A 25,902-nucleotide genomic window follows, 5' to 3' on the forward strand; every position below is an offset into this window, starting at 1 on the left:
TATTTAATTCTTATGTACATGTTGTGAGTAATATGCAGTATTCATTCAGTCTGGAACTTAATAGTGAAGTCGATACCCAAAACTTAGCTACCGTACTGGCGACGCATTTTACGACGGGTGTAGCGTATTTAATTGGTGACTTGGGTGCAGGAAAGACCACGTTAACACGTTATTTTTTACAACACTTGGGTCATCAAGGTGCGGTAAAAAGTCCAACCTATACATTAGTTGAACCTTACAATATTCAAGGACAAGATATTTTTCATTTTGATTTATATCGTCTCAACGACCCCTATGAGCTTGAACTTATGGGTATCCGTGATTATTTAGAAACGCCGAACGCCCTATTTTTATTTGAATGGCCATCTAAAGGGGGCGACGAAATCCCTGCGGCTGATTTAATTATTAATATTGAAAAGTCTGCGGATGAAAGCACCCGTACAGCGACTTTAAGCTCTTCTTCAGAAACTTTGCAAAACGCTTTGGAGCAAAAATTTAACCATGCTGAATGAAATCAGTGCCCGCCGCATTCGAACGCTTGATCCTGCCTTAGCCAACCAAATTGCCGCAGGGGAAGTGATTGAACGTCCTGCTTCTGTGGTCAAAGAATTACTGGAAAATTCCATTGATGCAGGGGCGACTGAGCTGATTGTTCGTATTGAACAAGGCGGCAGTACACTGATTGAAATAATAGACAATGGTCGGGGCATCCACCCTGAAGATCTACCTTTGGCGGTCATGCGCCATGCCACAAGTAAAATCCAAACTGCTGAAGATTTGCATGCCATTGTAAGTCTAGGTTTTCGTGGGGAAGCCTTGGCTTCGATCGCTGCGGTGTCTCGTTTGACATTGACCAGTAGCCAAAATGATGACGGTGTAGGCTATCAGGTCGAAGTAAATGGCACTGCATTTGATTCGCAAGAAATTCAGCCTGTGGCAGCGACGCAAGGCACCACCATTCGTGTGCAAGATTTATTTTTTAATGTGCCTGCACGGCGTAAGTTTCTCAAAAAACCGGGGACTGAGTTTGGACACATTGAGGAAATTGTCCGTCGTTTGGCACTGACCCATTTTGATATACGTTTTGTCCTTGAGCATAACAATAGCATTAAGCTGAACTTGCCTATTGCAGATAGTGGTGCGTTGCGTTTTCAGCGGGTGCAGCAGTTACTAGGCCGTCAATTTACTGAAAATGCGTACTGGATAGATGCTGATAGCGTCAATATGCGTCTCAGTGGTTGGTTGGGTCATCCTTCAGATGCACGTGCGCAAGCCGATATGCAATATGTCTATGTGAATGGACGTATCGTAAAAGACAAGACCGTTTCACATGCACTTCGCATGGCTTATGACGGTATTTTGCATGGGCATCAACATGCCGCTTATTTGTTGTTTATGGAAGTCGATCCTGAAAATATCGATGTGAATGTGCATCCGACGAAGCATGAAATACGTTTTCTAAATCAACGTGAAGTACATGAGTTTGTCCGCCATTTTGCCAAATCGACATTAGCGCAATTTCAAACCGCGAGCGCCGAATTGTCCTCTGCAATGAAACTTGATGGGCAGGCACACGAAAATATTATTCCGCAGCCGCGTCATCAGGAACAATTTTCTTTACATCAACCTCAGCCAGTTGTAGAACAAGGCACAAATTTTGTCAGTCCAGAGACTGCTGGTGGACTTACTGACTTTAGTTCGCCAGCAACGGTGCAATATGGTTCAAATCATGCGCCAACAGGTCTGGAAGCTTATACACAGCAATATTCAAATGCGTCGAACAATAGCACTGGATATCAGTCAAATTTAGCGGGTTCCAGACAGCTCAATAATGCATTGCAAAGTTATTTAGCGCCTTTACGTCAAACTGAGTCTACAAATGATCCTGATACTTCTTTGGCTGAACATATTCAGCAGAAAGTCGATGAGCATCCTTTGGGGATTGCCATTGCGCAATTGCATGGTATTTATATTTTGGCCCAAAACACCGAAGGTTTAATCATTGTTGATATGCATGCGGCGCATGAGCGCATTGTTTTACAACAAATGAAAACGGCTTGGGATAAACCTGAGTTTTGGACATCACAGCAATTGCTGATTCCTAAAGTCGTCAGTATCAGTCGGATGCAAGCGATGCGCGTCGATGAGCTCAAAGAACAATTGGCACGCCTAGGTTTAGAAATAGACCAATATGGCGATGAGCAAGTTATTGTCCGAGGTGTTCCTGCCATTTTGCATAAAGCAGACTTTGATGCGCTGATTCCAGATTTATTAAATGATTTAGACCCAACTGATCAGGTTGCAGGGTTACTACAAAAGCGTGATCAAATATTGGCAGGCATGGCCTGTCACGGCGCTGTACGCGCACACCGTATTTTAAGTCTATCTGAAATGAATGCATTACTGCGTCAGATGGAACAAACTGAATTTGCCAGCCAATGTAACCATGGACGTCCGACGTGGCGTGCGTTTCCATTGTCACAGCTAGATAAACTTTTTGCTCGGGGAGAGTAGTTTTACATGTCAAATCAATTGCCGGTCATCAACTTAATGGGACCAACTGCAAGCGGTAAAACCGCCTTGGCATGTGAGTTATACGAGCAAGGTGGATTCGAATTAATTTCAGTCGATTCTGCTTTGGTTTTTCAGGATATGGATATTGGTACGGCCAAGCCTAGTAAAGCTGAGTTGGAGAAATATCCACATCATTTGATTGATATTATCAGTCCGCTAGAAGTGTATTCGGCAGCGAACTTTGTGGAAGATGCGTGTGTGCTGATTGATGATATGCATGCCCGAGGTAAAACACCGATTTTAGTCGGTGGTACGATGTTGTATTACAAAGCTTTATTGGAAGGGTTGTCTTCAAACTTACCAAGTGCAGACTATGCTGTACGTGCTGAAATTGAAGCCAAAGCTGAGTCGCAAGGTTGGGATGCTGTATATGCAGAACTGTGCAATGTAGACCCATTGGCAGGTGAAAAATTTAAACCGAGTGATAAGCAACGAATTATCCGTGCGCTCGAAGTTTTTAAATTAACAGGTAAACCCATTACGCAGTTACAAGCTGAGCAACCTAAAAACGTACCATACCGTTACAATTTTCATAATTACGCATTATTGCCCGACCGATTAGAATTACATGAGCGTATAGCTCAACGTCTAAAAACAATGTGGGAAATTGGATTTTTAAATGAAGTGAAAGCTCTCATTGAAAAATACGATTTAGATGAAAATTTACCCTCTATGCGCTCAGTTGGATATCGTCAAGCTTTAGATTTTTTGAAAAATAGTGATCAAAGTAGCGAAAAACAGCGTGAAATGGAGGATAAGGCACTTTTTGCAACACGACAACTTGCAAAACGTCAATATACTTGGTTAAGATCTTTGCAAGAAACGCATAAATTTACTACATATTTAACTGCGCAGCAGGCTCAAGAAGACTTGCGAAAGTGCTACGGATAAAGCAAAATTTACAGACTACCTTTTTGATAATTTTTAATTGAAAAGTAAAGGTAGCTTTTGCGCTGATTTTTATTATTTTTTGGAGTTATAACATGTCTAAAGGTCAAACTTTACAAGATCCGTTCTTAAATTCTCTCCGTAAAGAACGTATTCCAGTGTCGATCTTCCTTGTAAACGGTATTAAATTGCAAGGTCATATTGAATCTTTCGACCAATACGTTGTTTTATTAAAAAATACTGTAAGCCAAATGGTTTACAAACACGCTATTTCAACTGTTGTTCCAGCACGTAACCCACGTCCTGCTGGTGCTCCTGCTGGTGCTCAAGGCGCTGCTGGCTTCGGTGGTCAACAAGGCGGCTTCGGCGGCCAACAAGGTGGCTTCGGTGGTCAAGGTGGCTTCGGTGGTCAAGGTGGCTTCGGTGGTCAAGGTGGCTTCGGTGGTCAAAGTGGCTTTGGTGGTCAAGGTGGCTTCGGTGGTCAAGGTGGCTTCGGTGGTCAAGGTGGCTTCGGCGGTCAAAGTGGCTTCGGCGGTCAAAATGCTGGTTTTGATGGCGAAACTAAATTTGAAGATGCTCAAGACGACGAAAACAACAATCGTTAATTGAGTTAAAAAAACCTCCCAAATGGGAGGTTTTTTTTGCCTATAAAAAGAGTAGATGGTTTAAATACTGGTTTTTTAATAATTACTACAACTAATAATTACTACAACGCTGAATAATGATAAGAATCGACATAAAAAACCAGCCGAAGCTGGTTTTTTGTTTATTCACTTATTTCTTTTTACGATCTAGAGCAGGGTCTTTAATTTCAACATAGGCATTGTTGCGTATTTCACGTAACCAGCTGTCCAGTTCAGTGTCAAATTGACGCTCACCTAAAATCTGACGTGCCATACGTTCTTGTACTTCATGTGTCATGTCTTGTTGACGTGTATCTGTTACTTGCAGGATGTGCCAACCAAACTGAGATTGGAAAGGTTTGCTGATTTCACCTTTCGCTGTTGATTTCATCATCGCTTCAAATTCTGGAACCATAACACCTGGGCTAACCCAACCTAAACTACCACCATTGGCAGCAGAACCGGTGTCATTCGAGAATGTTGAAGCCAAGACAGCAAAATCTTCACCTTTTTGCAGGCGGTTATACAAGCTGTCTATCATTTGTTTTGCGTTTTCAGGACTCACCACTTCAGAAGGTTGAATCAAGATATGGCGAGTTTGGTATTGTGGAACAATGGCTTTTTGTTCGCCACCTTTACGGTCAACCAATTTTAAAACATGAACGCCATCACGTACTGAAATCAGTTCAGTGGTTTGACCGACTTGCAAAGGTGCTACACGTGCAGCAAGTTCATCTGGAATATCAGATAAGTTGCGGAAGCCCATATCTGCACCGTCAACTTTAATGTCTTTGGTGCTGTATTTGTTGGTAATCGCTTTAACATCGTTACTTGCTGCCAGTTCTTTGCGAATGTCTTCAGCGATTTTAACGGCATTATCACTGCTAGCAACGCGTACATGTAAGACGTGGACTTGATTACCTAGCGCAGCTTGACCTTGTGGTGAACTTAAGAAGTTTTTCACATCTTGGTCACTGATTTGAATACGAGAAGTGACCAACTGTTGGCGTAGGCGTTGTAACGCGATGTCTTCAGCGATACGTGCACGTAAACCTGCATAGGTATTTGGTGCAACAGCATCTAATTTTTGCTGAAACGCTTCTAAGCTTGGAGAGCCGGCATCTTTCGCAACTTTAAGTACGGCTTCATTGAGTGATTTTTCATCCGCTTTGACGTTATAGCGTTTCACTTGTTCAAGCTGTGCTTGGCGCGTAATCAGCTGTTCTAAAGCTTGTTGCTGCAAGTATTCGGTCGGTGGGATGGTTTGTTTTTTTGCTTGAAGTTGGTGAGTAATTTCGGCAATGCTTTGATCAAGATCACTACGTAGAATCACGCTATTGTCAACGACAGCTACAATTTCATCTTTAGGTTGCGCAGCAGCAAATACAGATACAGAAGTCAATAGGCAAAGTGCCAAGGCTGACGCTTTAAAAATTTGTTTTAACTGTTTTGTCTTCATTAACGTTCTGTCCAAGATTGATTAATATTGTTAAAACCCAACACTCGGTTTTCAAGCAAAGAGGTTAATTTATTGTTGAAGCCACCTAAACCTTTTAGGGTGAACTCCGCCATAATGGCACGTTTTGGTTTAACATCTGAAGATGTTACATCATCTAAATCGTTATAGTACGAACGACCATAAACTGAAACACCCCAGCAGCATGACTCGTAGTTCACACCAAGTAAATATTCACGCGCAATACTGTTGTCGAGGTCATATTGTGCATGACCGATAATACGCCAGTTATTGTGTATAGGTTGAATAAACGATGCTACTGCTTGGTCATAGCTGTCTTGGCGGTTCGGAATGTCTTTACGATAGAAATAACCGACATTGTATAAATTGCCTTTATTTCCTGTGTAATACATTTGAATATCGCGCTGAGCATTATCACCATTCGCCATCCATGCAGAATTGGCATTGACACTGATGCTGTCAGATAGTTGGCTAGAAATGCTCACGACAGGGCCAGTATGGCGTTCGGTATCAAATTTATCAGAGACGTTGTTTAGCGTGACGCGGCGGTCTTCAAAATAGAAACTTTGACCAACGCTAGCTTTTAAACGCTCAAGACCAACATCATCAAATAAACTATAGCTCAAGCCTAGAGATGCGAAGTTGTTGTCTTCTAAACGGTCATTACCATAGAAGCGACGCGGGCTAAATAACTGGTCATAGTTAATTGACGCTGTGGTTGAGTCAAAGTTCGGGTTAGTGTCTTGGTTTTTGTATGGAGAATACGCATAGAAGAAGCGTGGCGTTAAGGTTTGTAGATAACGACCTTCGCGCTCCATCACAAGACCCGCATCTAAAGTAAATTGCGGTACAACGACCGACTTACTTTCATTTGATGAACTAATGTTTTGTGCATTAACGGTGTCTTGATCGTAAATCGTGTTGACATTACGAATCGTTGCTTCAGGAATCACAAATGACCAAGGAGTACGATAGTTATAACGCACACTAAAGTCGTTATAAATACGGGCGCCGCTTGGCTCATACATTGGCGAATCGCCAGTATTGTTTGGAATATTATTACTACGTAAGTTCTTTTTGAAGTAAGCCGTATCATTGTTAAATTCGTACTGTAAGCCGAGCGGATTACCAGTCTTGTAGTTCAGTAGGAATTGTGGCAAGCGCGCATATGGACGGTCTTCATCACTGACAGTTTTATCCAGTGTTTGGAAGTCTTCCACTTTAAGCTGTGCTTTTAGGCCAGGGATACCATTTTTATAATTGAGTTCCCATGCACGGCGTAAGTTCAGGTCAGTTTTTGAGTTTGGATTATTATTGAGATCTGAGAAATAGTCTTTATCAGATGCATAATTGTATTCTAAATTTGTCGTGAATTGATCGTTAATTTTCCAGTTATGGAGGAAATGTAAGTCTTTACGATCCTGATCATCATACTTTTGGTCGGATGGTAAATAACCACCCCAAACCATCCCTGAACCAAAGTTTTTAGTTAAATAACGGAATTCACCTTCCATCATTGCACCGCGGTCTGCGATATAACGCGGCGTTACCGTAGCATCATAGTTTGGTGCAAGGTTCAGATAAATCGGTACTGCAAGCTCAATACCGCCGTCATTGGTAAAGCCAAAGCTTGGGGTCAAAATACCTGTGGTACGACGGTCATCAATCGGGAAGTTGAAGTAGGGTACAGCCATTACAGGAACATCTTTTACATAAAGTGTTGTCCCCTTGGTTTCGCCACGACCGGTTTCTTGATTCAGCTTAATTTTGTCTGCTTGAATTTTCCACGTTGGTTTTTCATCGGGTGGACAGGTGGTATAAACCGCATTTTCTAATTCAAGGGTTTCGGTTGAAGTACGCGAAATTTTTTCAGCACGACCATGCGCATGCTGCTGTTCAGCAATAAAGAAACTGTTATTTAAATCACCCTGTTGGGTTTTTAAATCGTAATCAATTGAGTCACTTTGAGAGATCAGCCCAGACTGTGCCATTTGCACGCGGCCAGAAGCATTGGCATAGGTTTGGGTTTTATCAATTTTGATTTGATCGGCACGAATTTGACGACCTTCTTGGTCGATCAGAACATTACCTTCAAGAATGGAGTCGCCATTCGGGTCAAAATGACCATAGTCTGCGGTAATGGTTGAAGTTGCATCTTCGGGTGCGACCGCTTTTGTTGTTGGGGCAACAGGGGTAATCCATGTGCCTGTACAAAACGCTGAACTTAACTGATTGGTGTTGCGAATCTGTGTTTCAGGTGCAGACTTATCGACATAATATTGTTCGAAGAACTGCTGCCCCGGATAAGCTTCTGAAATGCTTTGTTTGAGTTGTTCTGTATCGTCATCCGTGGACGGGTTTGAAACAGGTGCTGCATAGCTTGGTAACGAGCTACCACATAGAAGGGTTAAGATCGCAGTCGCTAAAGGATTAAATTTAAACTGATGCTTCATTTGTCTCATTAACCAGGTATGCTTAATCGCAATTAATTATTGTCGCATCATAGAGAAAAAGTTGATAAGTAGCTACACTTAGCACTTTAAAAACTCAGCCTGTATTAGAATTTATCGCAAATGAATACACAACGTGAACAATTGATACAAACATGGATTTCATCTGTACTCGGTTCAGATCAATTTGAAATTAACTTCTTAGCAGGCGATGCAAGCTTCCGTCGTTATGCACGAATCAAATTGAATAATAAAACATTTATGCTCATGGATGCACCACCAGAAAAAGAAGATTGTGGTCCTTTTGTGTCGATTGATGAATTTTTTGATGCACATGGCGTGCGTGTACCACATATCGTGGCCAAAGACCTTGATCAAGGCTTCTTATTGTTAGAAGATTTTGGTGATGTTTTATTGTCTACGTTGTTGAATGATCAAACCGTAGACGCACATTATGCTCAAAGTTTTAAACAGTTGATTCAATTACAGTCAATTGATGGTGCTGCTCATTTTCCTGCATATGCCTATGAAAAGCTGATTTCTGAAATGGAGCTGTTAACCGATTGGTTGTTGCCATCTCTGCAAGTGCAGCCAACTGCAGAAGAATCGGCACTCATTAAACGTACCTTTGCTATCTTAGCTAATGCTGCATTGGCTCAGCCTCAAGTGATTGTGCATCGTGATTTTCATAGCCGTAATTTGATGGTACTTGACGGTGAGCAAGATCAGGGCGTGATTGATTTCCAAGATGCTGTGATTGGTGCGGATACTTATGATTTGATCTCAATCACACGTGATGCTTATGTGCAGTGGAATGCAGATCGCGTTTATGCATGGTTTAAAACATTCTATGATTTGCTACCTGCATCGGCAAAAGAAGGTCGTAGCTTTGAGCAATTCAAACAAGACGCAGACCTCATGGCGATTCAACGTCATATCAAAATTTTAGGTATTTTTGTGCGCTTATTTGAGCGTGATGGTAAATCGGGTTATCTCAAAGATTTGCCGCGTGTGATGTGGTATTTACTTGAAGAAAGTAAACCGTATGCAGAATTACAACCTTTTATGCAATTTATTCAGGCTAAAGTATTGCCGAAATTTGAAGCCAAATACGGCACTTATGAGGTTGTTGCATAATGAAAGCTATGATTTTAGCGGCGGGTCTCGGAAATCGGATGCGCCCTTTAACATTGTATAAGCCAAAGCCTTTGCTTGAAGTGGGTGGAAAGCCGCTGATTGTTTGGCATATAGAAAAGCTAAAAAAAATTGGCGTAACTGAAATCATCATCAATTCTGCATGGCTTGCAGATATCCTGATTGGTGCTTTGGGTGATGGTTCGCAGTTTGGTGTAGATATTCGCTGGACACGTGAAGCGGAAGGTTTGGAAACAGCCGGTGGCATTATAAATGCTTTACCTTTGCTTGGGACAGAACCGTTTATTTTAGTCAATGGTGACGTTTGGACGACCTATGATTTTTCAGCCTTGCTCAATGTTGAGCTAAAAGATGACTTGGCACACTTGGTCTATGTGACTAACCCAACGCAACATCCAAAGGGTGATTTTATCTTGGATGCAGGGCGTAGTTATACCTTTGAGCAAGAACATACAGGCGAGGCACTCACCTATAGCGGGATCGCAGTTATACATCCAAACATGTTTGATGGATTGGAAGCGGGTAAGCGTCCGCTCGCACCATTATTGAGACAAGCCATGTTGGATGGAAAAATTTCTGCAGAGAAAATGCAAACTGCGTGGGTTGATGTTGGCACACCTGCGCGTTTAAGTGATCTAGATCTACAGATTCGCCAAGGCATGTACGATTAAGTGCATATTCGCTAAGCGTTAGCTACTGTTCCACGGCTTAGAAATCGGTATACTTCAGTTAATTTTTATTGAGATGTCTTCTTTATGCATCCTTTTTTTCAAGACTTAAAGCAAGGTAGTCAAAAGCTTGGCTTAGATTTGAGTGAAGAAGCATTAAATCTATTGCTGAAATACCAAGATGCCCTAGTGCTGTGGAACAAAGCGTATAACTTGACTGCTATTCGTGATCCTAAAGAAATGTTGGTTAAGCATTTATTGGATAGCTTAAGTATCCTAAATGATTTGCCTGCAGGTCGTTTATTGGATATCGGTACGGGTGGTGGCATGCCGGGCATGATCATTGCATTGTGTCAGCCTGAACGTGAATGTGTGCTTTTAGATGCCAACGGTAAAAAAATTCGATTCTTAAAACAATTTATTGCTGACTTAAAACTAAAAAATGTCATTGCGGTACAAACACGTGTCGAAAATGAAGACAGCATTAATGAACTGGGGCAGTTTGATGTGATCACCAGTCGTGCTTTTGCATCGTTAACGGATTTTGTGGATGCGTCTAAACCGTATATGCATGCGCAAAGTATTATCGCGTCGATGAAAGGCTTAATTCCTGAAGAAGAAGTTGAAACACTAAAAAGTGATTTCAAGATTGATATCGTTGCATTAAAAGTTCCACGACTTGATGAGCAGCGTCATTTAATTTTTCTTAAACGTATTTAAAATTTTCAAAGGACTGGGGTTACCATGGCTCAAATTATTGCGATTGCAAACCAAAAGGGTGGCGTAGGTAAAACCACAACGGCTGTGAACTTGGCTGCATCTCTAGCCATATTAAAAAAACGAGTTTTACTTGTGGACATGGATTCACAAGGCAATGCCACGATGGGTTCGGGCATTCAAAAAAATGATTTGTTGTATTCAGTCACGGATGTCTTACTTGGTGAAGTGCCGATTGAAACCGCTATTTATAAAGCGGAAGTGGGCTATAAGGTTTTAGGTGCAAACCGTGACTTAGCTGGCGTTGAGCTTGCAATTGCAGATCAAGACGGTCGTGAGTTTATTTTACGTGAAGCATTGGCAAGCGTCGAAAAAGACTTCGACTATATTATTGTCGATTGTGCACCAAGTTTAAGTTTGATCACTGTCAATGCACTTGCAGCGGTACGTGCTGTGCTGATTCCAATGCAGTGTGAATATTATGCCTTGGAAGGTTTGGCTGATTTAACCCAAACCATTGACCGTATTCAGCAAGCATTGAACCCAGATCTAGAGATCGTGGGTGTGCTGCGTACTATGTACGATGCGCGTAATGCCTTAACACGTGATGTGTCTGCTGAGCTTGAACAATACTTCGGTCAGAAACTTTATGACACGGTTATTCCGCGTAATATTCGTTTGGCTGAAGCGCCTGCGCACGGTTTGCCAGTGATTTATTTTGAAAAAAGCTCGAAGGGTGCAGTTGCTTATTTGAACTTGGCAGCTGAGATGTTAAAAAAAACCAAAGTAAAAAAAGGAACTAAAGCATGACCGTAAAAAAACGCGGACTGGCTAAAGGTCGTGGTCTGGATGCCTTACTCGGCTCAATTCAAAAAGAAAAACTACAGCTCGAAGCAAAAGCTTTAGATCATGGACAGTTAAAACAAATTGATGTGCATTTATTGAAACGTGGTGAGTATCAACCGCGTCGTTTCATTAAAGAACAAGATTTACAAGAACTTGCTGCATCGATTGAAAAGCATGGTGTCATGCAACCAATCGTGATTCGTCCTGTCGAAGATGAAAAGCATCCCTACGAAATTATTGCAGGTGAGCGTCGTTGGCGTGCGGCTCAGCTTGCAGGTTTAACCGAAGTTCCAGCCATTGTTCGTGAGTTAAGTGACCAAGTTGCCATTGCTTTGGCATTGATTGAAAACATTCAACGTCAAGATTTGAACCCAATCGATCAAGCAATGGCTTTGCAACGCTTCCATGACGAATTTGGTTTAAGTCATCAAGAGATTGCTGACACGGTCGGTAAAGCACGTACCACGATTAGTAACTTGCTACGCCTCTTGTCTTTAGCGGATCAAGTCAAAGACTTTATGCAGCAAGGTTTGCTCGATATGGGGCATGCACGTGCGATCTTGACGTTAAAAGCCAAAGATCAGCTTAAAGTTGCTGAAATGGTGATTGAAAAAAGTATGTCTGTACGTCAAACCGAACAATTTGTTCGTGATTTGAATGCACCAAAACAACAAAAAGCTAAACCAAGTGTTTCATCAGACATTCAACAACTGACACAACGTCTCTCTGATCGTTTCAGTGCAGACGTGAAAATTGATCATAATAAACAAGGGAAAGGCAAGCTGGTGATTAGCTACCATACTCTTGAAGAGCTAGATGGCATTTTAAATATTTGTCTAGCTGAATAATTTTTAAATTCGATTTATTGGGGAAAATCAAATGTGGGAATTAGTCAAAGCGGGCGGGTGGTTAATGATCCCGCTCGTCATTTGTTCGATCTTTACGGTAGCCATTACCATTGAGCGCTTTATTCGTTTAAAGAAATCAATGGTGTTACCAAAAGACTTGATGATGAATGTAAACACATCGGTGAAAGATGTGGTGCAGCAGCTAAAGCAAAGTCCAACTTTACAACAAAGTACATTGGGTCGTGTATTGGGCGCAGGTTACGCTAGTAAAGATCAAAACGAGCAATATGCACGTGCGCAAATGGAAGTCACAGCGTCACAAGAAATTGGTTATTTAGAAAAAAATATCAACTTTTTGGGCACTTTAAGCGCTGTTGCACCTTTACTAGGTTTGTTGGGTACGGTGATCGGTATTATTGAAGCATTCTTAATGATTGATATAGGCACCAATAGTGATCCAGTGTTGATGATGCCGGGTATTTCTAAAGCCTTGATTACCACTGCTGCCGGTATGTTAATTGCTGTACCTGCATTATTTGCACATCGCTATTTCCAACGTTTGGTTCAGGAATATGTGGCTGAGTTAGAACAGCAGTCGACGTTATTTCATGCCGCTTTGTTTTATAAAAAAACACCTGAAGTAGAAAGTCAGGACATTCAGAAAGCCAGCTGAGTGGAGACTGCGCATGAAATTTAAACGTCGTCAGGTTGAAGATATTCATATCAACCTCACACCGATGATTGACTGTTTGATGTTCATTTTGGTGTTCTTGTTGCTCTCGACCACCTTTAACCAGATGAGTCGAATGAACCTGACTTTGCCAGATGCACAGGGTGTTCCACCTAAAAACTATGATCAAAAGATTGAAGTTGTGGTGGATTCATCGGGACATTATTCTGTCAATGGTCAGTCATTGGCCAGTAAAGAAGTTTCTGATTTGAATACTGCAATTAAACAGACAGCCAATGATCGTCGTGATTTAATGTTTGTGATTGCCGCAGATGCAAAAGCAACACATCAAGATGTGATTCGGGTGATGGATGTTGCAGGTCAACTTGGATTTGTGAATGTCAACATCAGTACTAAAGTTCCAACTCGAGGTTATTAGTGAAGCACGATTTTAAGGTCTATTTACGCCTATTAAGTTATTTAAAACCTTTTTGGGGAATCGGCCTGCTGGTTTTGCTTGGTTTCGGTATTAATGCTGCGACAGAAGTTTCTGTCGCAAAATTATTGGAACGCATTATTGAAGCCATTCAAAACAAAGATCAAAGCTTTACAACCTTATTTCCACTCTTGGTGGTTTTATTGATGTTCTTCCGTGGACTCGGTTTGTTCATGGGGGGATATTTTACCGCAGTGATTTCTCGAAACTTAATCTTTAATATTCGTCAGCAAGTGTTCGCAAAACTCATGCGTTTGCCTTCGCAATATTATTTAGATAATTCGAGCGGTCATATCACTGCAAAAATTATGTATAACGTTGAACAGTTGACGGCAGCATCATCTGAGTCACTGAAAACGATTGTACAACAGGGTCTGATTACCATCGCATTATTGGGTTATTTGCTCTATACCAACTGGCGTTTAACTCTATGTATTTTGATTTTTGGCCCAATTATTGGTCTGATTATCCGTAAAGCATCCAAGCGCATGCGTAAATTATCCATGCAAGTGCAAAGTACCATGGGTGATGTTAACCATGTGGTGCAAGAGACAGTGCAAGGCAACCTAGTGGTTAAGGGCTTTGCAGGGCAAGATTATGAACAAAAACGTTTTTATGAAAGCTCAATGGAGAACTTACGCCGCGGCTTAAAAATGGTTGTGGTGCAACAACTCAATAGCCCAATTGTTCAGTTGATTATGTCGATCGCGCTCAGTATCGTGATGTATATCGCGCTACGCCCTGAGATTTTACAAGATACATCAGCAGGTGAGTTTGTTGCCTATATCACTGCCGCAGGTATGTTGAGTAAGCCGATTAAAACCTTAACGGATGTCAATGAAAAACTGCAACGAGGCATGGCTGCAGCTTATTCAGTTTTTGAATTGCTCGATATGCCAGAAGAGGTGAATAACGGCACGCTGAAGCCTGCTTTAAAAGGCGAAATCGAATTTAAAAATGTCAACTTGATCTATGCCGATGGTCACCATGCGATTCATGACTTCAATTTAAAAGTCAATGCAGGACAAACCGTTGCATTGGTTGGACGTTCGGGTGCAGGTAAAACCTCACTGGTTAATCTGTTGGTACGTTACCAAGAGGTGTCATCAGGACAATTGTTGCTTGATCAGCATGATATTCACGACATAGAACTTAATAGCTTGCGTACTCAGATTTCGATGGTCAATCAGCAAGTGGTTTTGTTTAACCGTACTGTGCGTGAAAATATTGCTTATGGTCAGCTCGAACATGCAACAGATGAACAAGTCATTGCTGCTGCTAAAGCTGCATTTGCACATGATTTTATTATGGATTTACCAAAAGGTTATGACACGCCATTGGGTGCGCAGGGTTTAAACCTGTCTGGTGGTCAACGTCAACGGATTGCGATTGCGCGTGCCATTTTGAAAAATGCACCGATCTTAATTTTAGATGAAGCGACCAGTGCGCTAGATAACGAATCTGAATTTTTCATTCAGCAAGCATTTGACGCTGCGATGCAAGATCGTACTACGATCGTGATTGCGCATCGTTTATCGACCATTGAAAATGCAGACTGTATTGTGGTGATGGATAAAGGGCGTATTATTGAACAAGGTTCGCATACGGAATTGATGGCACAACGTGGTGCATATTACCAACTTCATCAGCGTAATTTTGAGGAAAATTAAGTCATGTCTTTTACACAATTGATTCAGGATGCTTGGAATGAACAGGCAAAGTGGCTCGTTGTGTTTAGACCTTTGTCATGGCTTTATCGTGGCGGCTTTTTACTCAATAAAAAACTCTATCAATCAGGTATAAAGCAAAGCTATAAAGCGCCCATTCCAGTCATGGTCATTGGTAACATCACAGTCGGTGGAAGTGGTAAAACCCCTTTGCTCATTCACTTGGTTAGTTATTTAAATAGCTTAAAGCTGCGTGTTGGTGTGATCAGTCGTGGCTATGGTGGTCAAGGACCATTTCCGGCCTATGTGGATTTAGATTCGACGGCTGAAATCGTGGGTGATGAACCGAGCTTAATCGTTCAGTCTACAGGTGTGCCGATGGCGGTCGGTCCAAATCGCCAACAAAGTATTGAGTTGCTGCTATCTAAGCATGAATTGGATTTGATTATCTGTGATGATGGTTTGCAGCATTGGGCGCTTCAACGCCAGTTGGAGTGGATCGTACTGGATAATAACCGTGGTTTAGGCAATGAAAAATTATTACCCGAAGGTTATTTGCGTGAACCGAAAAAGCGCCTTGCCAGTGGAACGGTCATTGAGCATTCAGCAGATCCAAGTTCTCCACTGAATATGCACCTAGAAGCGGCGCAGCCTTATTTGCTCAATAAAGATCTTGTGACGACATTTGATGCAAATAAAGATTTTTATGCCGTAGTGGGTATCGGTTTTCCGCAACGATTTTATAAAACCCTAGAAAACATGGGGATTCATCAATTTCAATGTCATGAATTCCCAGATCATTATGAATATGAACTGAGTGATTTGCAGTTTGAAGATGCCAATCCCATCATTACTACTGAAAAAGATGCAGTTAAAATTTTAGCGATCCTCAAAAATAATCCAGATTTTAAAAGAGAAATATGGGTTGTTCCTGTAGATGCAGTGTTGTCACCTGCGTGTTATGAAACTTTGCATGCACAGTTGAAACAACTGGGTCTGAAACTTCCCGAAGGCATTTAATTTATGAAACATATTGTTATTCCTGCACGTTTTTCAAGTTCACGTTTACCAGGTAAGCCATTGCTTGAAATTCATGGCCGTCCGATGATTTTACGTGTGGTCGATCAAGCCAAAAAAGTTGCAGGATTCGATGATCTTTGTGTTGCTACAGATGATGAACGTATTGCCGCAGTGTGTCGTGCGGAAGGGGTTGATGTGGTATTGACCTCTGCAGAGCATCCATCTGGGACAGATCGTTTAAGTGAAGTTGCGCGTATCAAAGGTTGGGCAAGTGATGACATTATTGTCAATGTGCAAGGTGATGAACCTTTGCTTCCCGCTCAATTGGTAAAACAAGTTGCACAATTACTTGTAGATCAGCCGACATGTTCGATGTCGACACTCTGCGAGCCGATTCATAGTCTAGAAGAATTTCAACGTGACAGCATTGTCAAAGTGGTGATGTCAAAGCACAATCAAGCGCTTTATTTCAGTCGTGCGACTATTCCTTATGACCGAGACGGTGCAAAGCAAGCTGAAAAAACCTTGCATGATCAAGCTTTTCGTCATTTAGGACTTTATGCATACCGCGTAAAACTCCTTCAAGAATATGTCACTTGGGATATGGGTGTACTAGAAAAATTAGAAAGCCTTGAACAATTACGCGTTTTGGAAAATGGTCACCGTATTGCCATTGCTGTGGCAGAAGCGAACCTACCACCGGGCGTAGATACTCAAGCTGACCTTGATCGTTTGAACCAAATGGATGTTTCAAACTTCGAATAAGGTTTAACGATTTATGCAAAATGACATTGTGGCGCAAGTGTACCCTTGGCAGCAAAATACATGGAATACATTAACCAGCCGTTTTCCACAACTGGGACATGGCGTGCTTTTGTATGGCAAAAAAGGCTGTGGTAAAGAGGCATTTGCAAAACAATTTCTTGCTTGGGTGCTGTGTCAAAAACGTGATGAGCGAACTGAGCCATGTGGTGAGTGTGGGAGTTGCCAGTGGTTAAAGTCAGATACACATCCAAATTTTGTCCACATCAGCACAGATGAAGACAATAAAAAGCAAAATGCCAAAATTAAAATCGAAAAAATTCGTGATTTATTGCCCTTTGTACAGCAAACCGTAGATGGTTGGCGAGTTGTGTTGATTGAGCCCGCTGAAGCATTAAACATTGCGTCATCGAATGCGTTGCTGAAAACACTGGAAGAGCCTGGCGAACGCATTGTGATTATGTTGTTGGCAGAGCATTATTTGAAATTGCCGGCAACCATTCGTAGTCGAATGCAGCACTATGCATTGGATCGTATTGAACCCGAACAATCACAGCAATATTTACAGCAGCATTTGCCTGATAGTGGTGAAACCCAGCGCAAAGTTCTCATGAACTTAGCCAGTCAAATGCCATTACAAGCGATTTCATTGGCAAGTAGCGAATGGCTAAATATGCGCCAAGAGTTTCTACAAGATTGGCAAAAACTTGTGACACAAAAAAACATGCCGATGGCAATTGCGACCAAGTGGAATAAAGCACTGAGTTTTAGTGATTTTAGTCAAATGTTTGAATACTTGTTGTCCGATATAATTTGTGTCAAGCTAAATCAATCCATAAAAAATATAGATTTGGATTTTGGGGTGTTGGCAGAGCAATATTCACTCGAAACACTCTTTGGGATTTATACAGAATTACAGCAGTCTAAGCGGTTCATCGAGCAGAACGTACAGGGGAATCTGGTCGTAGATGAGCTTTGCATCAAACTGATGAATGTTTAATTAAGGGGAAACATCATGCAACCACGTATGGGCGGGATCGTTCACGCTAATATTCCAGATGTGGAAACACTTTTTGCGAGCTACATGCCTTATGTCGTTGGTGGCGGTTTATTTGTACCATCAAAGCAAGCTGTGAAAATGGGTGATGAGGTTTTCTTATTGGCGACTTTGCCTGAACAAAGTATAAAAATTCCTTTGACAGGGAAAGTGATTTGGATTTCGCAAAAGCAAAATGGCATTAAACCACAAGGCTTTGGAATTCAATTAAGCGGCGAAAAAGGCGTTTATTTCAAAACAGAAGCAGAACGTTTACTTGCAGGGCTTAAATCTGAGGGGCGTAGAAGTTACACTATGTAGTTACAACAGTGAAGACTTGTAGGTACATATTGTGTTTGTAGATACCCATTGCCATTTAACCATGCTTGACTTAAGCCCTTATGAGGGTAATTTAGATCTTGCATTGGATCAGGCTCGTCAAGCCGGGGTCTCAAAATTTATGAGTATCTCGGTTGATCTAGATGACCATATCGAACTTTCAAAAATTGCATCACGTCATGCTGATGTGGGTTATTCCGTTGGGGTTCACCCATGTGAAGATCCTGCAACGATGGCTCGGGCAACAGAAGAATATCTCATTGAATTAGCACAACCTGAAAAGGTTTGGGCGATTGGTGAAACAGGGCTGGACTATTTTCATAGTACAGACTTTATTGCAGAGCAAAAAGAATGCTTTGCCCGCCATATTCACGCATCACAAGCTGTAAAAAAACCAGTGGTTGTTCATACCCGTTCTGCAAAGCATGATACGGTGGATATTATCCGTGCAGAGAAATCCACTCACGGTATTTTGCATTGTTTTACTGAAGATTGGGAAACGGCAAAAGCTGTCTTAGATTGTGGTTATTACGTGTCATTTTCAGGCATTGTTTCTTTTAAAAATGCGCAAGATTTGCGTGATGTGGCCAAGCAAGTGCCATTGGATCGCGTGCTGATTGAAACAGATAGCCCATACCTTGCACCGATGCCTTATAGAGGAAAGTCTAATGAACCAAAATACGTTCCCTATGTAGCCAAAGCCTTAAGTGATGTATATGATAAGTCAATTGAAGAGATGGCTTTCATTACAATGCAAAACTTTGAAAATCTCCTCAATCTTAAGTAAATAATTTGAATTGATATAAGAGTAAGAGAGTATAGGGTGAAGATGGATCGTCAAGCTCAGTTTAGAGCAAGAGAAGCATTAATTTTTCAAGTGGCAGAGCAGCTGCTATTGGAAAATGGCGAAGCAGGGATGACACTAGATGCGCTAGCGGCAGAACTCGACTTGGCAAAAGGGACGTTATATAAACACTTCCAAAGTAAAGATGAACTATATATGTTACTCATTATTCGTAATGAACGCATGTTATTGGAAATGATTAAAGACACCGATAAAGCTTTTCCTGAACACCTTGCTTTCTTTATGTTGCATCATTTACATCACCCAGAACGTACAGTGTTGTTTCACCAAATTGAAGAGCGTTTATCGACAACGGGTGTGGGTATTCAGCACTTGTTTAGTGAACTATATCAAGTGCGCAAACAACGCCTACGATTGATCATTCGTATGACTGAGCGTTATTTGGAGTCGATTCAAAGTAGCATGCCAGTACGTGATTATCTTGCTTCGATTTGGTCACTTACACATGGTGCTGCAGCAATTTTGAACTCTAGTTTTTATCAGCGTTATTTGGGTTCAAGAGACACCTTGCGGGTTGCTTATATTGATCAAGCCTTGGCCTTACCAAAACAAGTGCATGCGGTTGCTCAATTCGCTTAAAGGCTGCTTATGAAAAGTGCATCACCATCATCGGTTCGTGGATTCACCCTCGTAGAATTGATGGTGGTGATTGTGATTATGGGCATTATGGCCTCATTGGTGCTTTTAAATATCGGTGGAACAGATCAACGCAAAGCCATGCAGGCACGTGAAGTGTTTGTAATGGATCTGAAACGAATATTACGTGATGCAAATGATCAAGCTTTGATATTGGCCTTACAGCAAAAAGCTGGAACAGATGTCAACACGCAAAGCTATGCGGTACAAGAATATTTACCAGAACAAAAACGTGTAGAAAATAGTATTTTAAATCAGAACAATAAATGGCAAAACTATAAAGATTTTGAAACCCGAGTATTACCTGAAAATGTCTCTTTTACGATTCAGCCTTTAGATCAACAGTATGAAAATGCTAATAATGATGATTTGTTAAATACCAATGCACCCAAGTTGATTTGGTTGGGTAATGGTGAGGTAAAGCCTGTGCGTATACAGTTTTATTTTGAAGAACGTCCCATTGGTAATGAAATCGAACTCGATCATTTAGGGAAAGTCAATGCGGGCTAAAGGATTTACGCTACTTGAAGTCATGGTGGCATTGGCGATTTTTGCGACTGCGGCAATGGCTTTGTCTAATGTTGCGATGCAATATACACAGTCGACAGCACACGCAATTTTAAGAAATAAAGCACAATTCGTTGCGCTGAATGAAATCGCTAAGATGGAAATCAATCGTGAATGGATGACGGGTACTGCATCAAAACAAGTCACTGAACAAGGCGAACAATGGCAAATTGACAAAAAAGCTCAAGCCACCATTAGTCCAAATGTACAACGGATTGATATCCAAGTGAGTTTGATGAATGCTGAAACTGGGGATGTAGAAGCAGGGATTAGCAGTTTGGTGTTCTTTAACTATAAGGCTCCGTTGGATGAAAATAATAACTAGAAAAAATAGTACATCTCAAGATATGCCTGTGCTTGTGCAGCAAGGAATGAAGAGTCAAGCAGGATTTACCTTAGTTGAGCTTTTGGTTGCGATTGCTATTTTCGCAGTGCTGTCTGCTTTGGGCTGGAAGGTTTTTGATTATGTCTCGAAAGTGAAGGAACGAAACGCAACCCATGAGGCAAGGCTGAGTCAGTTGCAAGATGCCCATCAGCAAATACTCAGAGACACGGTACAAGCTGTGCCTTTAACTGCCAATATTAATGGAGATATTCAACCAGCGTTGGTGTTGCAAAATGGCCGATTTAATTTCAGTAAGACTGGTGTCACTGACCCATTAAATCAGGGCATTGCACCTGATGAGCGAGTGGAATATCAATACAAAACTGATGAAAAAAAATTGTATCGGCTAAAATTTAAAAATCTCAACCAAACGGGGCATGATCAACCAGATTCGAGTGTATTACTGGATAATGTTGAACAATTTAAAATCACGGTACTCAATCCAAATGAGTTAGAGAATTGGCCAGATGCTGCCGCTGATTTGAATAATGAAAAAACCATACAACTGTTACCGCGGGGTATCAGGATGCAGCTCACAGTTGATGGGACAAACTACGAATGGTTATTCAGTTTGTTAAATACTGATTTTTTATTGGATAAAAATAAAAATGGTTAACGGTCAGGTAGGGTTATTTGAAGTTTGGAGTTGCTTATGAAACAGCAACGCGGCATCGCCTTGTTAACTATCCTGATGATGGTAGCTTTGGCTACTATTGTTGCAGCAGCCATCGCAAAACAACAAGCCAATACTTCTGAAAACACCGCCTACGTGATGCGCCAAAATCAGTCGTTGTTATATGCGAAAAGTGCCGAAGCATTTTTTGCTGAACTTTTGGTAAATGATGCCGAAAATGCAGGGCAGGTGGATCACCTCCAAGAAAATTGGGCTCAGCCTATGCCAGCCTTTCCAGTGGAAGGTGGAACTGTTGCAGGTGTGCTCCAAGACGAATCTGGAAAATTTAACCTCAATAGCTTGGTTTCAGAAGAGGGTGTGGTAAATGACAAAGCAAAGTTATGGTTTGAAAAAATATTGCAGCGTGTTGGTTTACCCGCAGAATTAAGTCAAGCCGTGATTGATTGGCAAGATGAAGATGATGAGACCTCTGGCCCGATGGGAGCAGAGCTGGCGTACTATCGTGGTTTAAATAATGCTGCACTACCGCCAAATGCAAAATTTCATAGTGTGGAAGAACTGAAATCAGTCCGTGGTTTTGAAGGTGCTCAATATAAACTGATTGCGCCCTATGTGAGTAGCTTGCCCTCGCATGAAACAACGGTAAACATTAATACCGCTCCTGCATTTTTGTTAGCGACTATGGATGATCGTTTAGATGTCAATGCAGTTGAGCAAGCTTTGCAACAAAAAGCTGCCAAATTTGAACATTTCGAAAATATCAATGATTTATGGGCAATGGAGCCATTTGCACAGGTGAGCACAGAAAATAGGGAAGTTTTAAATTCACAATTGGGTGTGCAGTCGAACTATTTTAAAGCGCAAATTGAAATTATTTTAAATGAAAGAAAGCGTCAATTTACCAGTGAGTTAGTGCGAAAAGATAAAGATGTATATGTGGCTTTTCGCAGTATGGCACCATTTTAGGTCTTAAAGGTCGCTAAATTTTCATGATGCCTTTTCCCAATTGTGCTGAATAGCAAAATTAATGCCTCTTGTTAGACTTTTGCATTATAATCTCTAAGAACCCATAGATTATTTGATTGCATTACGACACATGTTAATTCGTAAGTTATTTAAGTTTGAAAACGCGCATATCGTGCGTAATTGCACGTCAGACCGTTGCAAACGTTCCATTCATGGACACAGTTATAAAGTCGAACTATTACTCAAAGCGTCGAAACTTGACCATGGGCAAATGGTTTACGATTTCGGTTTGCTCAAAGGGGTAATTAAAGACTTATTTGACAGTTTTGATCACGCAATTTGTTTTTGGCAACACGATGATGCTGAGTACATTCGTGCCTGCAAACAGTTCAGTGCACGTTGGGTTGAACTACCCGTATCGCCCTCAGCAGAACAGTTTTCACGAATCTTCTTTTATTTAGCACAACAAGTTCTAAAATCAACAGAAACTCAAAATGGTGAGGGTGATGTTGAGGTGTATTCTGTGATCGTGCATGAGACAGACACAGGCTATGCGCAAAGCTTCTTAGAAGATATCGACAACGCACAAATGGGGTTGTTGCAGTTAGATCAAATCGTCTTCTCCGAACAGGTTCAGTCGGAATGGAACGATACTCAAATGTATGAAAAATTAAAACAGGGTCAAAAATTTTTAAACCCTGCAGTTGATTTACAAGTTAGAATTTAAGTAAATATTTGGTTTTATTAGGATTGGTTAACAGTGATGTCTTTAACAGAAGAGCAACAAGCAAAACTCGCTAAAGTGCAGCTTGAGCCTAGCTGGAAATATGCCCTAAGTGAGTTTTTGCTTAGCCCCCGCATGGATGAGTTAAAAGACTTTCTGCTACAACAAATCAAACAGGATAAAGTGATTTATCCACCGAATCCGCTGATCTTTAATGCCCTAAACACGACGCCTATGGCGAATGTAAAGGTGGTGATTTTAGGTCAAGACCCGTATCATGGGCCAAATCAGGCACATGGCTTGAGTTTTTCAGTACAAAAGGGGGTTGCATTACCACCTTCTTTACGTAATATTTTCCATGAGTTAAATACCGACCTTGGGGTGCCTGTGTCAAAACATGGGGACTTAACACGCTGGGCAGAACAAGGTGTTTTGCTTTTAAATGCGGTACTGACTGTTGAGGCTGGGCAACCAACTTCACATCAAAAACGTGGCTGGGAAGATTTTACAGACCATGTGATTGATGTTTTAAATGAGCAACGTGAGCATATTGTCTTTATTTTATGGGGGGCATATGCACAGCGTAAGGGACAACGCATTGACCAAAATAAGCACTTGGTGCTAAAAGCCGCGCATCCATCACCTTTGGCTGCAAACCGCGGTGGTTTTTTTGGTTGTAAGGTGTTTTCAAAAAGTAATAATTATCTTAAACAAAATGGCATTGAGCCAATAGACTGGCAGCTGGACGCATGACTTATTCTCCCGTTTCAAAAAATTATCACCCAGATCTGATTGTTGAAGAAGCGAAAAAGGGCTGGCGCATTGTTCGCTTGAATCGCCCAAAATCGCTTCATGCATTAGATGAATCAATCTGTACAGCGTTGCTTGAAGTCTTTCAGGACTTTCAACACGATGATGCTGTAAAAGCGATTTGGTTAGATTCCACTACGCCGAAAGCATTTTGTGCAGGTGGCGATGTACGCAAATTGCGACAATTGGTGGTCAATGATGAAGTTGAAACGGCGAATAAATTTTTTGAACAAGAATATGCCCTAGATTTGCTGCTGCATAATTATGCAAAGCCGATTTTGGTTTGGGGTGAAGGTTATGTCATGGGTGGTGGTTTAGGTCTGTTTATGGCTGCACCTTTCCGTTTGGTGACACCTTATTCACGTTTAGCAATGCCTGAAATTAATATCGGTTTGTATCCAGATGTCGGTGCGACACGTTTCTTGGCTGATCGTGGCGCCATTGGTTTATTTACGGGACTTACAGGCTCGATTATGACTGCAGCCGGTGCTTATGGTATCGGCTGGGCAACGCATATTTGTGATGCACAGCGTGATAACGTACTTGAAACTGTCATCAATATTGATTGGGATCATTATCCAGCAGGCGATTTTCGTGCCATTGATGACACTTTAAATAGTATGCATCGTCCTGTGGGGCCGGGGCCATTACAAAACTCGTTAGATGTGATTCAAAGTGTGTGCCGTGGGCATAATTTTGAACATGACTATGAATCAATTATAGGTTTAAGTGATGCGCGTAGTGATTGGTTACGTCAAGCCAGTGAAAATCTACAAAAAGGTTCACCTGCAACAGCAGCATTAACATGGTTATTGTGGCAGTGGGGCAAGCAAGTGCATTCTTGGAATGAAGTGTTTGAACTGGAAACCCAAATTTCGGATTGGAAAATTCGTCATGCAGACTTTGTGGAAGGTGTGCGCGCCCGTCTAGTCGATAAAGACTTATCTCCAGAATGGAAAAAAGGTACAGATCTTTCCCTCAAAGGAATTCTGGCTGATGAGCCTCCTGTAACCAATATTGACAGTTGGAATGCGCTGTTAAGACAGTATGGTGTAATTTAATTAATTGATGTCTGAACCAAACTTATATAGTGATGAACATTGGATGCAGCTTGCTTTTGAGCAGGCTGCACAAGCTGCCGAATTGCAAGAAATTCCTGTAGGCGCAGTCATTGTGAGTCAAAATCAAGTCATAGGTGCAGGGTTTAATGCGCCGATTTCTCTGAAAGATCCCACTGCCCATGCGGAAGTACAAGCTTTGCGTCAAGCTTGTTTAAATATCGATAATTACCGTTTACCTGACGATGCAACCTTATATGTAACTTTGGAACCATGCACAATGTGTGTGGGCGCTTTGGTACATTCAAGAATAAAACGAGTGGTATTTGCGACGACTGAGCCTAAAGCAGGTTCTTTAGTGAGTTCGCGTCAATTGTTAAATTCAGGCTACTATAACCATATCTTTGAGTTTGAGCATGGTTGCCTGCAAGCGCAATGCTCCCAACAATTAAGTGATTTTTTTAAAATGCGTCGTGAACAAAAACGACTGATGAAGTTACAGGAAAAAGCCACTTTGACTGAACTTCATTTAAAAAATCAAGTAAACTCTACTGACAATTAATATTGTCAAATAAAATAGGGTACACCATGAAATCGATCCAAGTAAAAAAAGAATTTAATGCACCAGTCGAGCAGGTTTTTGACTTACTTTCAAAACATTCGACCTATAACGTGGCTTTTGCACCGATTCAAGTGGTGCGTGTCAAAGATTCAGCAGATCCTGAGCGTCCTGATGGTGTGGGTTCAGTGCGCCGAATGGGCTTTGGGCCAGTGAAGCCGTTACAAGAGCAAATTACCTTACTTGAGCCAAACCAACGCATTGAATATAAGATTATTAAAAACCCATTGGTGAAACATCATTTGGGTGTGATTCAATTCGAAGCGATCGATGCTGCGCGTACTTTAGTCACTTATACGATTGAATTACAGGCGCGTGCGCCATTCGTTAGTCAATTAATCCTTGCGCAACTGAAGTCAGCGATTAAAATTGGTTTTTCAAAACTTGCAAAAACCGTATAAA

General features: G+C 41.4%; 29 protein-coding genes. 27 read left to right on the forward strand and 2 right to left on the reverse strand.

Going from position 1 to position 25,902, the window contains the following annotated elements:
- Positions 1–32 precede the first annotated feature (32 nt).
- From tsaE to hfq, 4 genes are all read left to right on the forward strand, one after another.
- Positions 33–512, forward strand: coding sequence for a tRNA (adenosine(37)-N6)-threonylcarbamoyltransferase complex ATPase subunit type 1 TsaE (gene tsaE, locus FTU12_RS12625; RefSeq protein ID WP_180022517.1), 480 nt, complete (start codon positions 33–35; stop codon positions 510–512).
- Entirely contained in the window at positions 502–2,514 is a 2,013-nt protein-coding gene (gene mutL, locus FTU12_RS12630; protein WP_180114514.1) for a DNA mismatch repair endonuclease MutL, read from the forward strand. The genes tsaE and mutL overlap by 11 nt, the downstream gene beginning before the upstream one ends.
- A gap of 6 nt (positions 2,515–2,520) precedes the next feature.
- Complete coding sequence (gene miaA / locus FTU12_RS12635) at positions 2,521–3,465, forward strand: tRNA (adenosine(37)-N6)-dimethylallyltransferase MiaA (protein WP_180010297.1); 945 nt, start codon at positions 2,521–2,523, stop codon at positions 3,463–3,465.
- Positions 3,466–3,557: 92 nt separating this feature from the next.
- Complete coding sequence (hfq, locus tag FTU12_RS12640; RefSeq protein WP_180040220.1) at positions 3,558–4,067, forward strand: RNA chaperone Hfq; 510 nt, start codon at positions 3,558–3,560, stop codon at positions 4,065–4,067.
- A 169-nt stretch (positions 4,068–4,236) separates the two neighbouring features.
- Here hfq and FTU12_RS12645 read toward each other — a convergent pair whose 3' ends face one another.
- Positions 4,237–5,544 carry a peptidylprolyl isomerase gene (locus FTU12_RS12645; RefSeq protein WP_180108749.1) on the reverse strand — a complete coding sequence of 436 codons (1,308 nt, stop codon included), beginning with the start codon at positions 5,542–5,544 and terminating at the stop codon, positions 4,237–4,239.
- On the reverse strand, positions 5,544–8,015 hold the full coding sequence (locus FTU12_RS12650) for an LPS-assembly protein LptD (protein ID WP_180114515.1): 2,472 nt from the start codon (positions 8,013–8,015) through the stop codon (positions 5,544–5,546). The genes FTU12_RS12645 and FTU12_RS12650 overlap by 1 nt, the downstream gene beginning before the upstream one ends.
- Before the next feature lie 120 nt (positions 8,016–8,135).
- Here FTU12_RS12650 and FTU12_RS12655 point away from each other — a divergent pair, with 120 nt between their 5' ends.
- The 23 genes from FTU12_RS12655 (at position 8,136) to FTU12_RS12765 (ending at position 25,901) form a co-directional block, all read left to right on the forward strand.
- Positions 8,136–9,149: an aminoglycoside phosphotransferase family protein gene (locus FTU12_RS12655; RefSeq protein ID WP_180026938.1), complete on the forward strand. Its 1,014-nt coding sequence runs from the start codon at positions 8,136–8,138 to the stop codon at positions 9,147–9,149.
- Positions 9,149–9,838 carry an N-acetylmuramate alpha-1-phosphate uridylyltransferase MurU gene (gene murU / locus FTU12_RS12660; RefSeq protein WP_180114516.1) on the forward strand — a complete coding sequence of 230 codons (690 nt, stop codon included), beginning with the start codon at positions 9,149–9,151 and terminating at the stop codon, positions 9,836–9,838. Before FTU12_RS12655 ends, murU begins: the two co-directional genes overlap by 1 nt.
- Before the next feature lie 84 nt (positions 9,839–9,922).
- A complete protein-coding gene (rsmG, locus tag FTU12_RS12665; RefSeq protein ID WP_180003083.1) occupies positions 9,923–10,555 on the forward strand; it encodes a 16S rRNA (guanine(527)-N(7))-methyltransferase RsmG in 633 nt (210 codons plus the stop codon).
- A gap of 24 nt (positions 10,556–10,579) precedes the next feature.
- Entirely contained in the window at positions 10,580–11,362 is a 783-nt protein-coding gene (locus FTU12_RS12670; protein ID WP_078188958.1) for a ParA family protein, read from the forward strand.
- A complete protein-coding gene (locus FTU12_RS12675; RefSeq protein ID WP_180114517.1) occupies positions 11,359–12,246 on the forward strand; it encodes a ParB/RepB/Spo0J family partition protein in 888 nt (295 codons plus the stop codon). The genes FTU12_RS12670 and FTU12_RS12675 overlap by 4 nt, the downstream gene beginning before the upstream one ends.
- A 31-nt stretch (positions 12,247–12,277) precedes the next feature.
- Entirely contained in the window at positions 12,278–12,919 is a 642-nt protein-coding gene (locus FTU12_RS12680) for a MotA/TolQ/ExbB proton channel family protein (protein WP_078188956.1), read from the forward strand.
- 13 nt (positions 12,920–12,932) lie between these two features.
- Positions 12,933–13,355: a biopolymer transporter ExbD gene (locus tag FTU12_RS12685; protein ID WP_180010301.1), complete on the forward strand. Its 423-nt coding sequence runs from the start codon at positions 12,933–12,935 to the stop codon at positions 13,353–13,355.
- Positions 13,355–15,082 carry a lipid A export permease/ATP-binding protein MsbA gene (gene msbA, locus FTU12_RS12690; RefSeq protein ID WP_180114518.1) on the forward strand — a complete coding sequence of 576 codons (1,728 nt, stop codon included), beginning with the start codon at positions 13,355–13,357 and terminating at the stop codon, positions 15,080–15,082. Before FTU12_RS12685 ends, msbA begins: the two co-directional genes overlap by 1 nt.
- 3 nt (positions 15,083–15,085) lie before the next feature.
- Positions 15,086–16,099, forward strand: coding sequence for a tetraacyldisaccharide 4'-kinase (gene lpxK / locus FTU12_RS12695; RefSeq protein ID WP_180007339.1), 1,014 nt, complete (start codon positions 15,086–15,088; stop codon positions 16,097–16,099).
- 3 nt (positions 16,100–16,102) lie between these two features.
- Positions 16,103–16,864 (forward strand): 3-deoxy-manno-octulosonate cytidylyltransferase, encoded by a 762-nt coding sequence (kdsB, locus tag FTU12_RS12700; RefSeq protein WP_180026942.1) that lies wholly within the window; start codon positions 16,103–16,105, stop codon positions 16,862–16,864.
- A gap of 13 nt (positions 16,865–16,877) precedes the next feature.
- Complete coding sequence (locus FTU12_RS12705; RefSeq protein ID WP_078193725.1) at positions 16,878–17,861, forward strand: DNA polymerase III subunit delta'; 984 nt, start codon at positions 16,878–16,880, stop codon at positions 17,859–17,861.
- A 15-nt stretch (positions 17,862–17,876) separates the two neighbouring features.
- Positions 17,877–18,218, forward strand: coding sequence for a PilZ domain-containing protein (locus tag FTU12_RS12710; protein WP_111885061.1), 342 nt, complete (start codon positions 17,877–17,879; stop codon positions 18,216–18,218).
- A 31-nt stretch (positions 18,219–18,249) separates the two neighbouring features.
- A complete protein-coding gene (locus tag FTU12_RS12715) occupies positions 18,250–19,023 on the forward strand; it encodes a TatD family hydrolase (RefSeq protein ID WP_168378895.1) in 774 nt (257 codons plus the stop codon).
- 42 nt (positions 19,024–19,065) lie between these two features.
- Positions 19,066–19,680 carry a TetR/AcrR family transcriptional regulator gene (locus tag FTU12_RS12720; RefSeq protein WP_168378896.1) on the forward strand — a complete coding sequence of 205 codons (615 nt, stop codon included), beginning with the start codon at positions 19,066–19,068 and terminating at the stop codon, positions 19,678–19,680.
- Positions 19,681–19,689: 9 nt separating this feature from the next.
- Positions 19,690–20,247 (forward strand): type II secretion system protein, encoded by a 558-nt coding sequence (locus tag FTU12_RS12725; RefSeq protein ID WP_180114519.1) that lies wholly within the window; start codon positions 19,690–19,692, stop codon positions 20,245–20,247.
- Positions 20,237–20,629 (forward strand): type II secretion system minor pseudopilin GspI, encoded by a 393-nt coding sequence (gspI, locus tag FTU12_RS12730; RefSeq protein ID WP_078188947.1) that lies wholly within the window; start codon positions 20,237–20,239, stop codon positions 20,627–20,629. The genes FTU12_RS12725 and gspI overlap by 11 nt, the downstream gene beginning before the upstream one ends.
- Positions 20,630–20,675: 46 nt before the next feature.
- The gene (gene gspJ / locus FTU12_RS12735) at positions 20,676–21,305 is read left to right on the forward strand and encodes a type II secretion system minor pseudopilin GspJ (RefSeq protein WP_180114520.1); all 630 of its coding nucleotides are present in this window, start codon (positions 20,676–20,678) and stop codon (positions 21,303–21,305) included.
- Between the two features lie 36 nt (positions 21,306–21,341).
- Entirely contained in the window at positions 21,342–22,289 is a 948-nt protein-coding gene (gene gspK, locus FTU12_RS12740; RefSeq protein WP_180114521.1) for a type II secretion system minor pseudopilin GspK, read from the forward strand.
- Between the two features lie 130 nt (positions 22,290–22,419).
- Positions 22,420–23,016: a 6-carboxytetrahydropterin synthase gene (locus FTU12_RS12745; RefSeq protein WP_078193661.1), complete on the forward strand. Its 597-nt coding sequence runs from the start codon at positions 22,420–22,422 to the stop codon at positions 23,014–23,016.
- A 36-nt stretch (positions 23,017–23,052) separates the two neighbouring features.
- The gene (gene ung / locus FTU12_RS12750; protein WP_078193660.1) at positions 23,053–23,766 is read left to right on the forward strand and encodes a uracil-DNA glycosylase; all 714 of its coding nucleotides are present in this window, start codon (positions 23,053–23,055) and stop codon (positions 23,764–23,766) included.
- Complete coding sequence (locus tag FTU12_RS12755; RefSeq protein WP_078188941.1) at positions 23,763–24,884, forward strand: enoyl-CoA hydratase/isomerase family protein; 1,122 nt, start codon at positions 23,763–23,765, stop codon at positions 24,882–24,884. Before ung ends, FTU12_RS12755 begins: the two co-directional genes overlap by 4 nt.
- Positions 24,885–24,891: 7 nt before the next feature.
- Positions 24,892–25,443 carry a tRNA adenosine(34) deaminase TadA gene (tadA, locus tag FTU12_RS12760; protein ID WP_180007334.1) on the forward strand — a complete coding sequence of 184 codons (552 nt, stop codon included), beginning with the start codon at positions 24,892–24,894 and terminating at the stop codon, positions 25,441–25,443.
- A 26-nt stretch (positions 25,444–25,469) separates the two neighbouring features.
- Positions 25,470–25,901 carry an SRPBCC family protein gene (locus tag FTU12_RS12765; protein ID WP_078188937.1) on the forward strand — a complete coding sequence of 144 codons (432 nt, stop codon included), beginning with the start codon at positions 25,470–25,472 and terminating at the stop codon, positions 25,899–25,901.
- Position 25,902: the final 1 nt, after the last annotated feature.

Origin of the sequence: Acinetobacter sp. YH12063 (assembly GCF_013419715.1) — a bacterium.
Classification (GTDB): Bacteria; Pseudomonadota; Gammaproteobacteria; order Pseudomonadales; family Moraxellaceae; genus Acinetobacter; species Acinetobacter amyesii.

Coding starts and splice junctions, on each gene's coding strand:
- FTU12_RS12670 (WP_078188958.1), top strand. CDS start 10,580: ATGGCTCAAATTATTGCGATTGCAAACCAAAAGGGTGGCGTAGGTAAA.
- hfq (WP_180040220.1), top strand. CDS start 3,558: ATGTCTAAAGGTCAAACTTTACAAGATCCGTTCTTAAATTCTCTCCGT.
- FTU12_RS12680 (WP_078188956.1), top strand. CDS start 12,278: ATGTGGGAATTAGTCAAAGCGGGCGGGTGGTTAATGATCCCGCTCGTC.
- tadA (WP_180007334.1), top strand. CDS start 24,892: ATGTCTGAACCAAACTTATATAGTGATGAACATTGGATGCAGCTTGCT.
- FTU12_RS12675 (WP_180114517.1), top strand. CDS start 11,359: ATGACCGTAAAAAAACGCGGACTGGCTAAAGGTCGTGGTCTGGATGCC.
- FTU12_RS12720 (WP_168378896.1), top strand. CDS start 19,066: ATGGATCGTCAAGCTCAGTTTAGAGCAAGAGAAGCATTAATTTTTCAA.
- murU (WP_180114516.1), top strand. CDS start 9,149: ATGAAAGCTATGATTTTAGCGGCGGGTCTCGGAAATCGGATGCGCCCT.
- ung (WP_078193660.1), top strand. CDS start 23,053: ATGTCTTTAACAGAAGAGCAACAAGCAAAACTCGCTAAAGTGCAGCTT.
- gspI (WP_078188947.1), top strand. CDS start 20,237: ATGCGGGCTAAAGGATTTACGCTACTTGAAGTCATGGTGGCATTGGCG.
- rsmG (WP_180003083.1), top strand. CDS start 9,923: ATGCATCCTTTTTTTCAAGACTTAAAGCAAGGTAGTCAAAAGCTTGGC.
- FTU12_RS12710 (WP_111885061.1), top strand. CDS start 17,877: ATGCAACCACGTATGGGCGGGATCGTTCACGCTAATATTCCAGATGTG.
- tsaE (WP_180022517.1), top strand. CDS start 33: ATGCAGTATTCATTCAGTCTGGAACTTAATAGTGAAGTCGATACCCAA.
- lpxK (WP_180007339.1), top strand. CDS start 15,086: ATGTCTTTTACACAATTGATTCAGGATGCTTGGAATGAACAGGCAAAG.
- FTU12_RS12645 (WP_180108749.1), bottom strand. CDS start 5,544: ATGAAGACAAAACAGTTAAAACAAATTTTTAAAGCGTCAGCCTTGGCA.
- gspJ (WP_180114520.1), top strand. CDS start 20,676: ATGAAGAGTCAAGCAGGATTTACCTTAGTTGAGCTTTTGGTTGCGATT.
- kdsB (WP_180026942.1), top strand. CDS start 16,103: ATGAAACATATTGTTATTCCTGCACGTTTTTCAAGTTCACGTTTACCA.
- mutL (WP_180114514.1), top strand. CDS start 502: ATGCTGAATGAAATCAGTGCCCGCCGCATTCGAACGCTTGATCCTGCC.
- FTU12_RS12655 (WP_180026938.1), top strand. CDS start 8,136: ATGAATACACAACGTGAACAATTGATACAAACATGGATTTCATCTGTA.
- gspK (WP_180114521.1), top strand. CDS start 21,342: ATGAAACAGCAACGCGGCATCGCCTTGTTAACTATCCTGATGATGGTA.
- FTU12_RS12745 (WP_078193661.1), top strand. CDS start 22,420: ATGTTAATTCGTAAGTTATTTAAGTTTGAAAACGCGCATATCGTGCGT.
- FTU12_RS12755 (WP_078188941.1), top strand. CDS start 23,763: ATGACTTATTCTCCCGTTTCAAAAAATTATCACCCAGATCTGATTGTT.
- FTU12_RS12705 (WP_078193725.1), top strand. CDS start 16,878: ATGCAAAATGACATTGTGGCGCAAGTGTACCCTTGGCAGCAAAATACA.
- FTU12_RS12650 (WP_180114515.1), bottom strand. CDS start 8,015: ATGAAGCATCAGTTTAAATTTAATCCTTTAGCGACTGCGATCTTAACC.
- FTU12_RS12765 (WP_078188937.1), top strand. CDS start 25,470: ATGAAATCGATCCAAGTAAAAAAAGAATTTAATGCACCAGTCGAGCAG.
- FTU12_RS12725 (WP_180114519.1), top strand. CDS start 19,690: ATGAAAAGTGCATCACCATCATCGGTTCGTGGATTCACCCTCGTAGAA.
- FTU12_RS12685 (WP_180010301.1), top strand. CDS start 12,933: ATGAAATTTAAACGTCGTCAGGTTGAAGATATTCATATCAACCTCACA.
- miaA (WP_180010297.1), top strand. CDS start 2,521: ATGTCAAATCAATTGCCGGTCATCAACTTAATGGGACCAACTGCAAGC.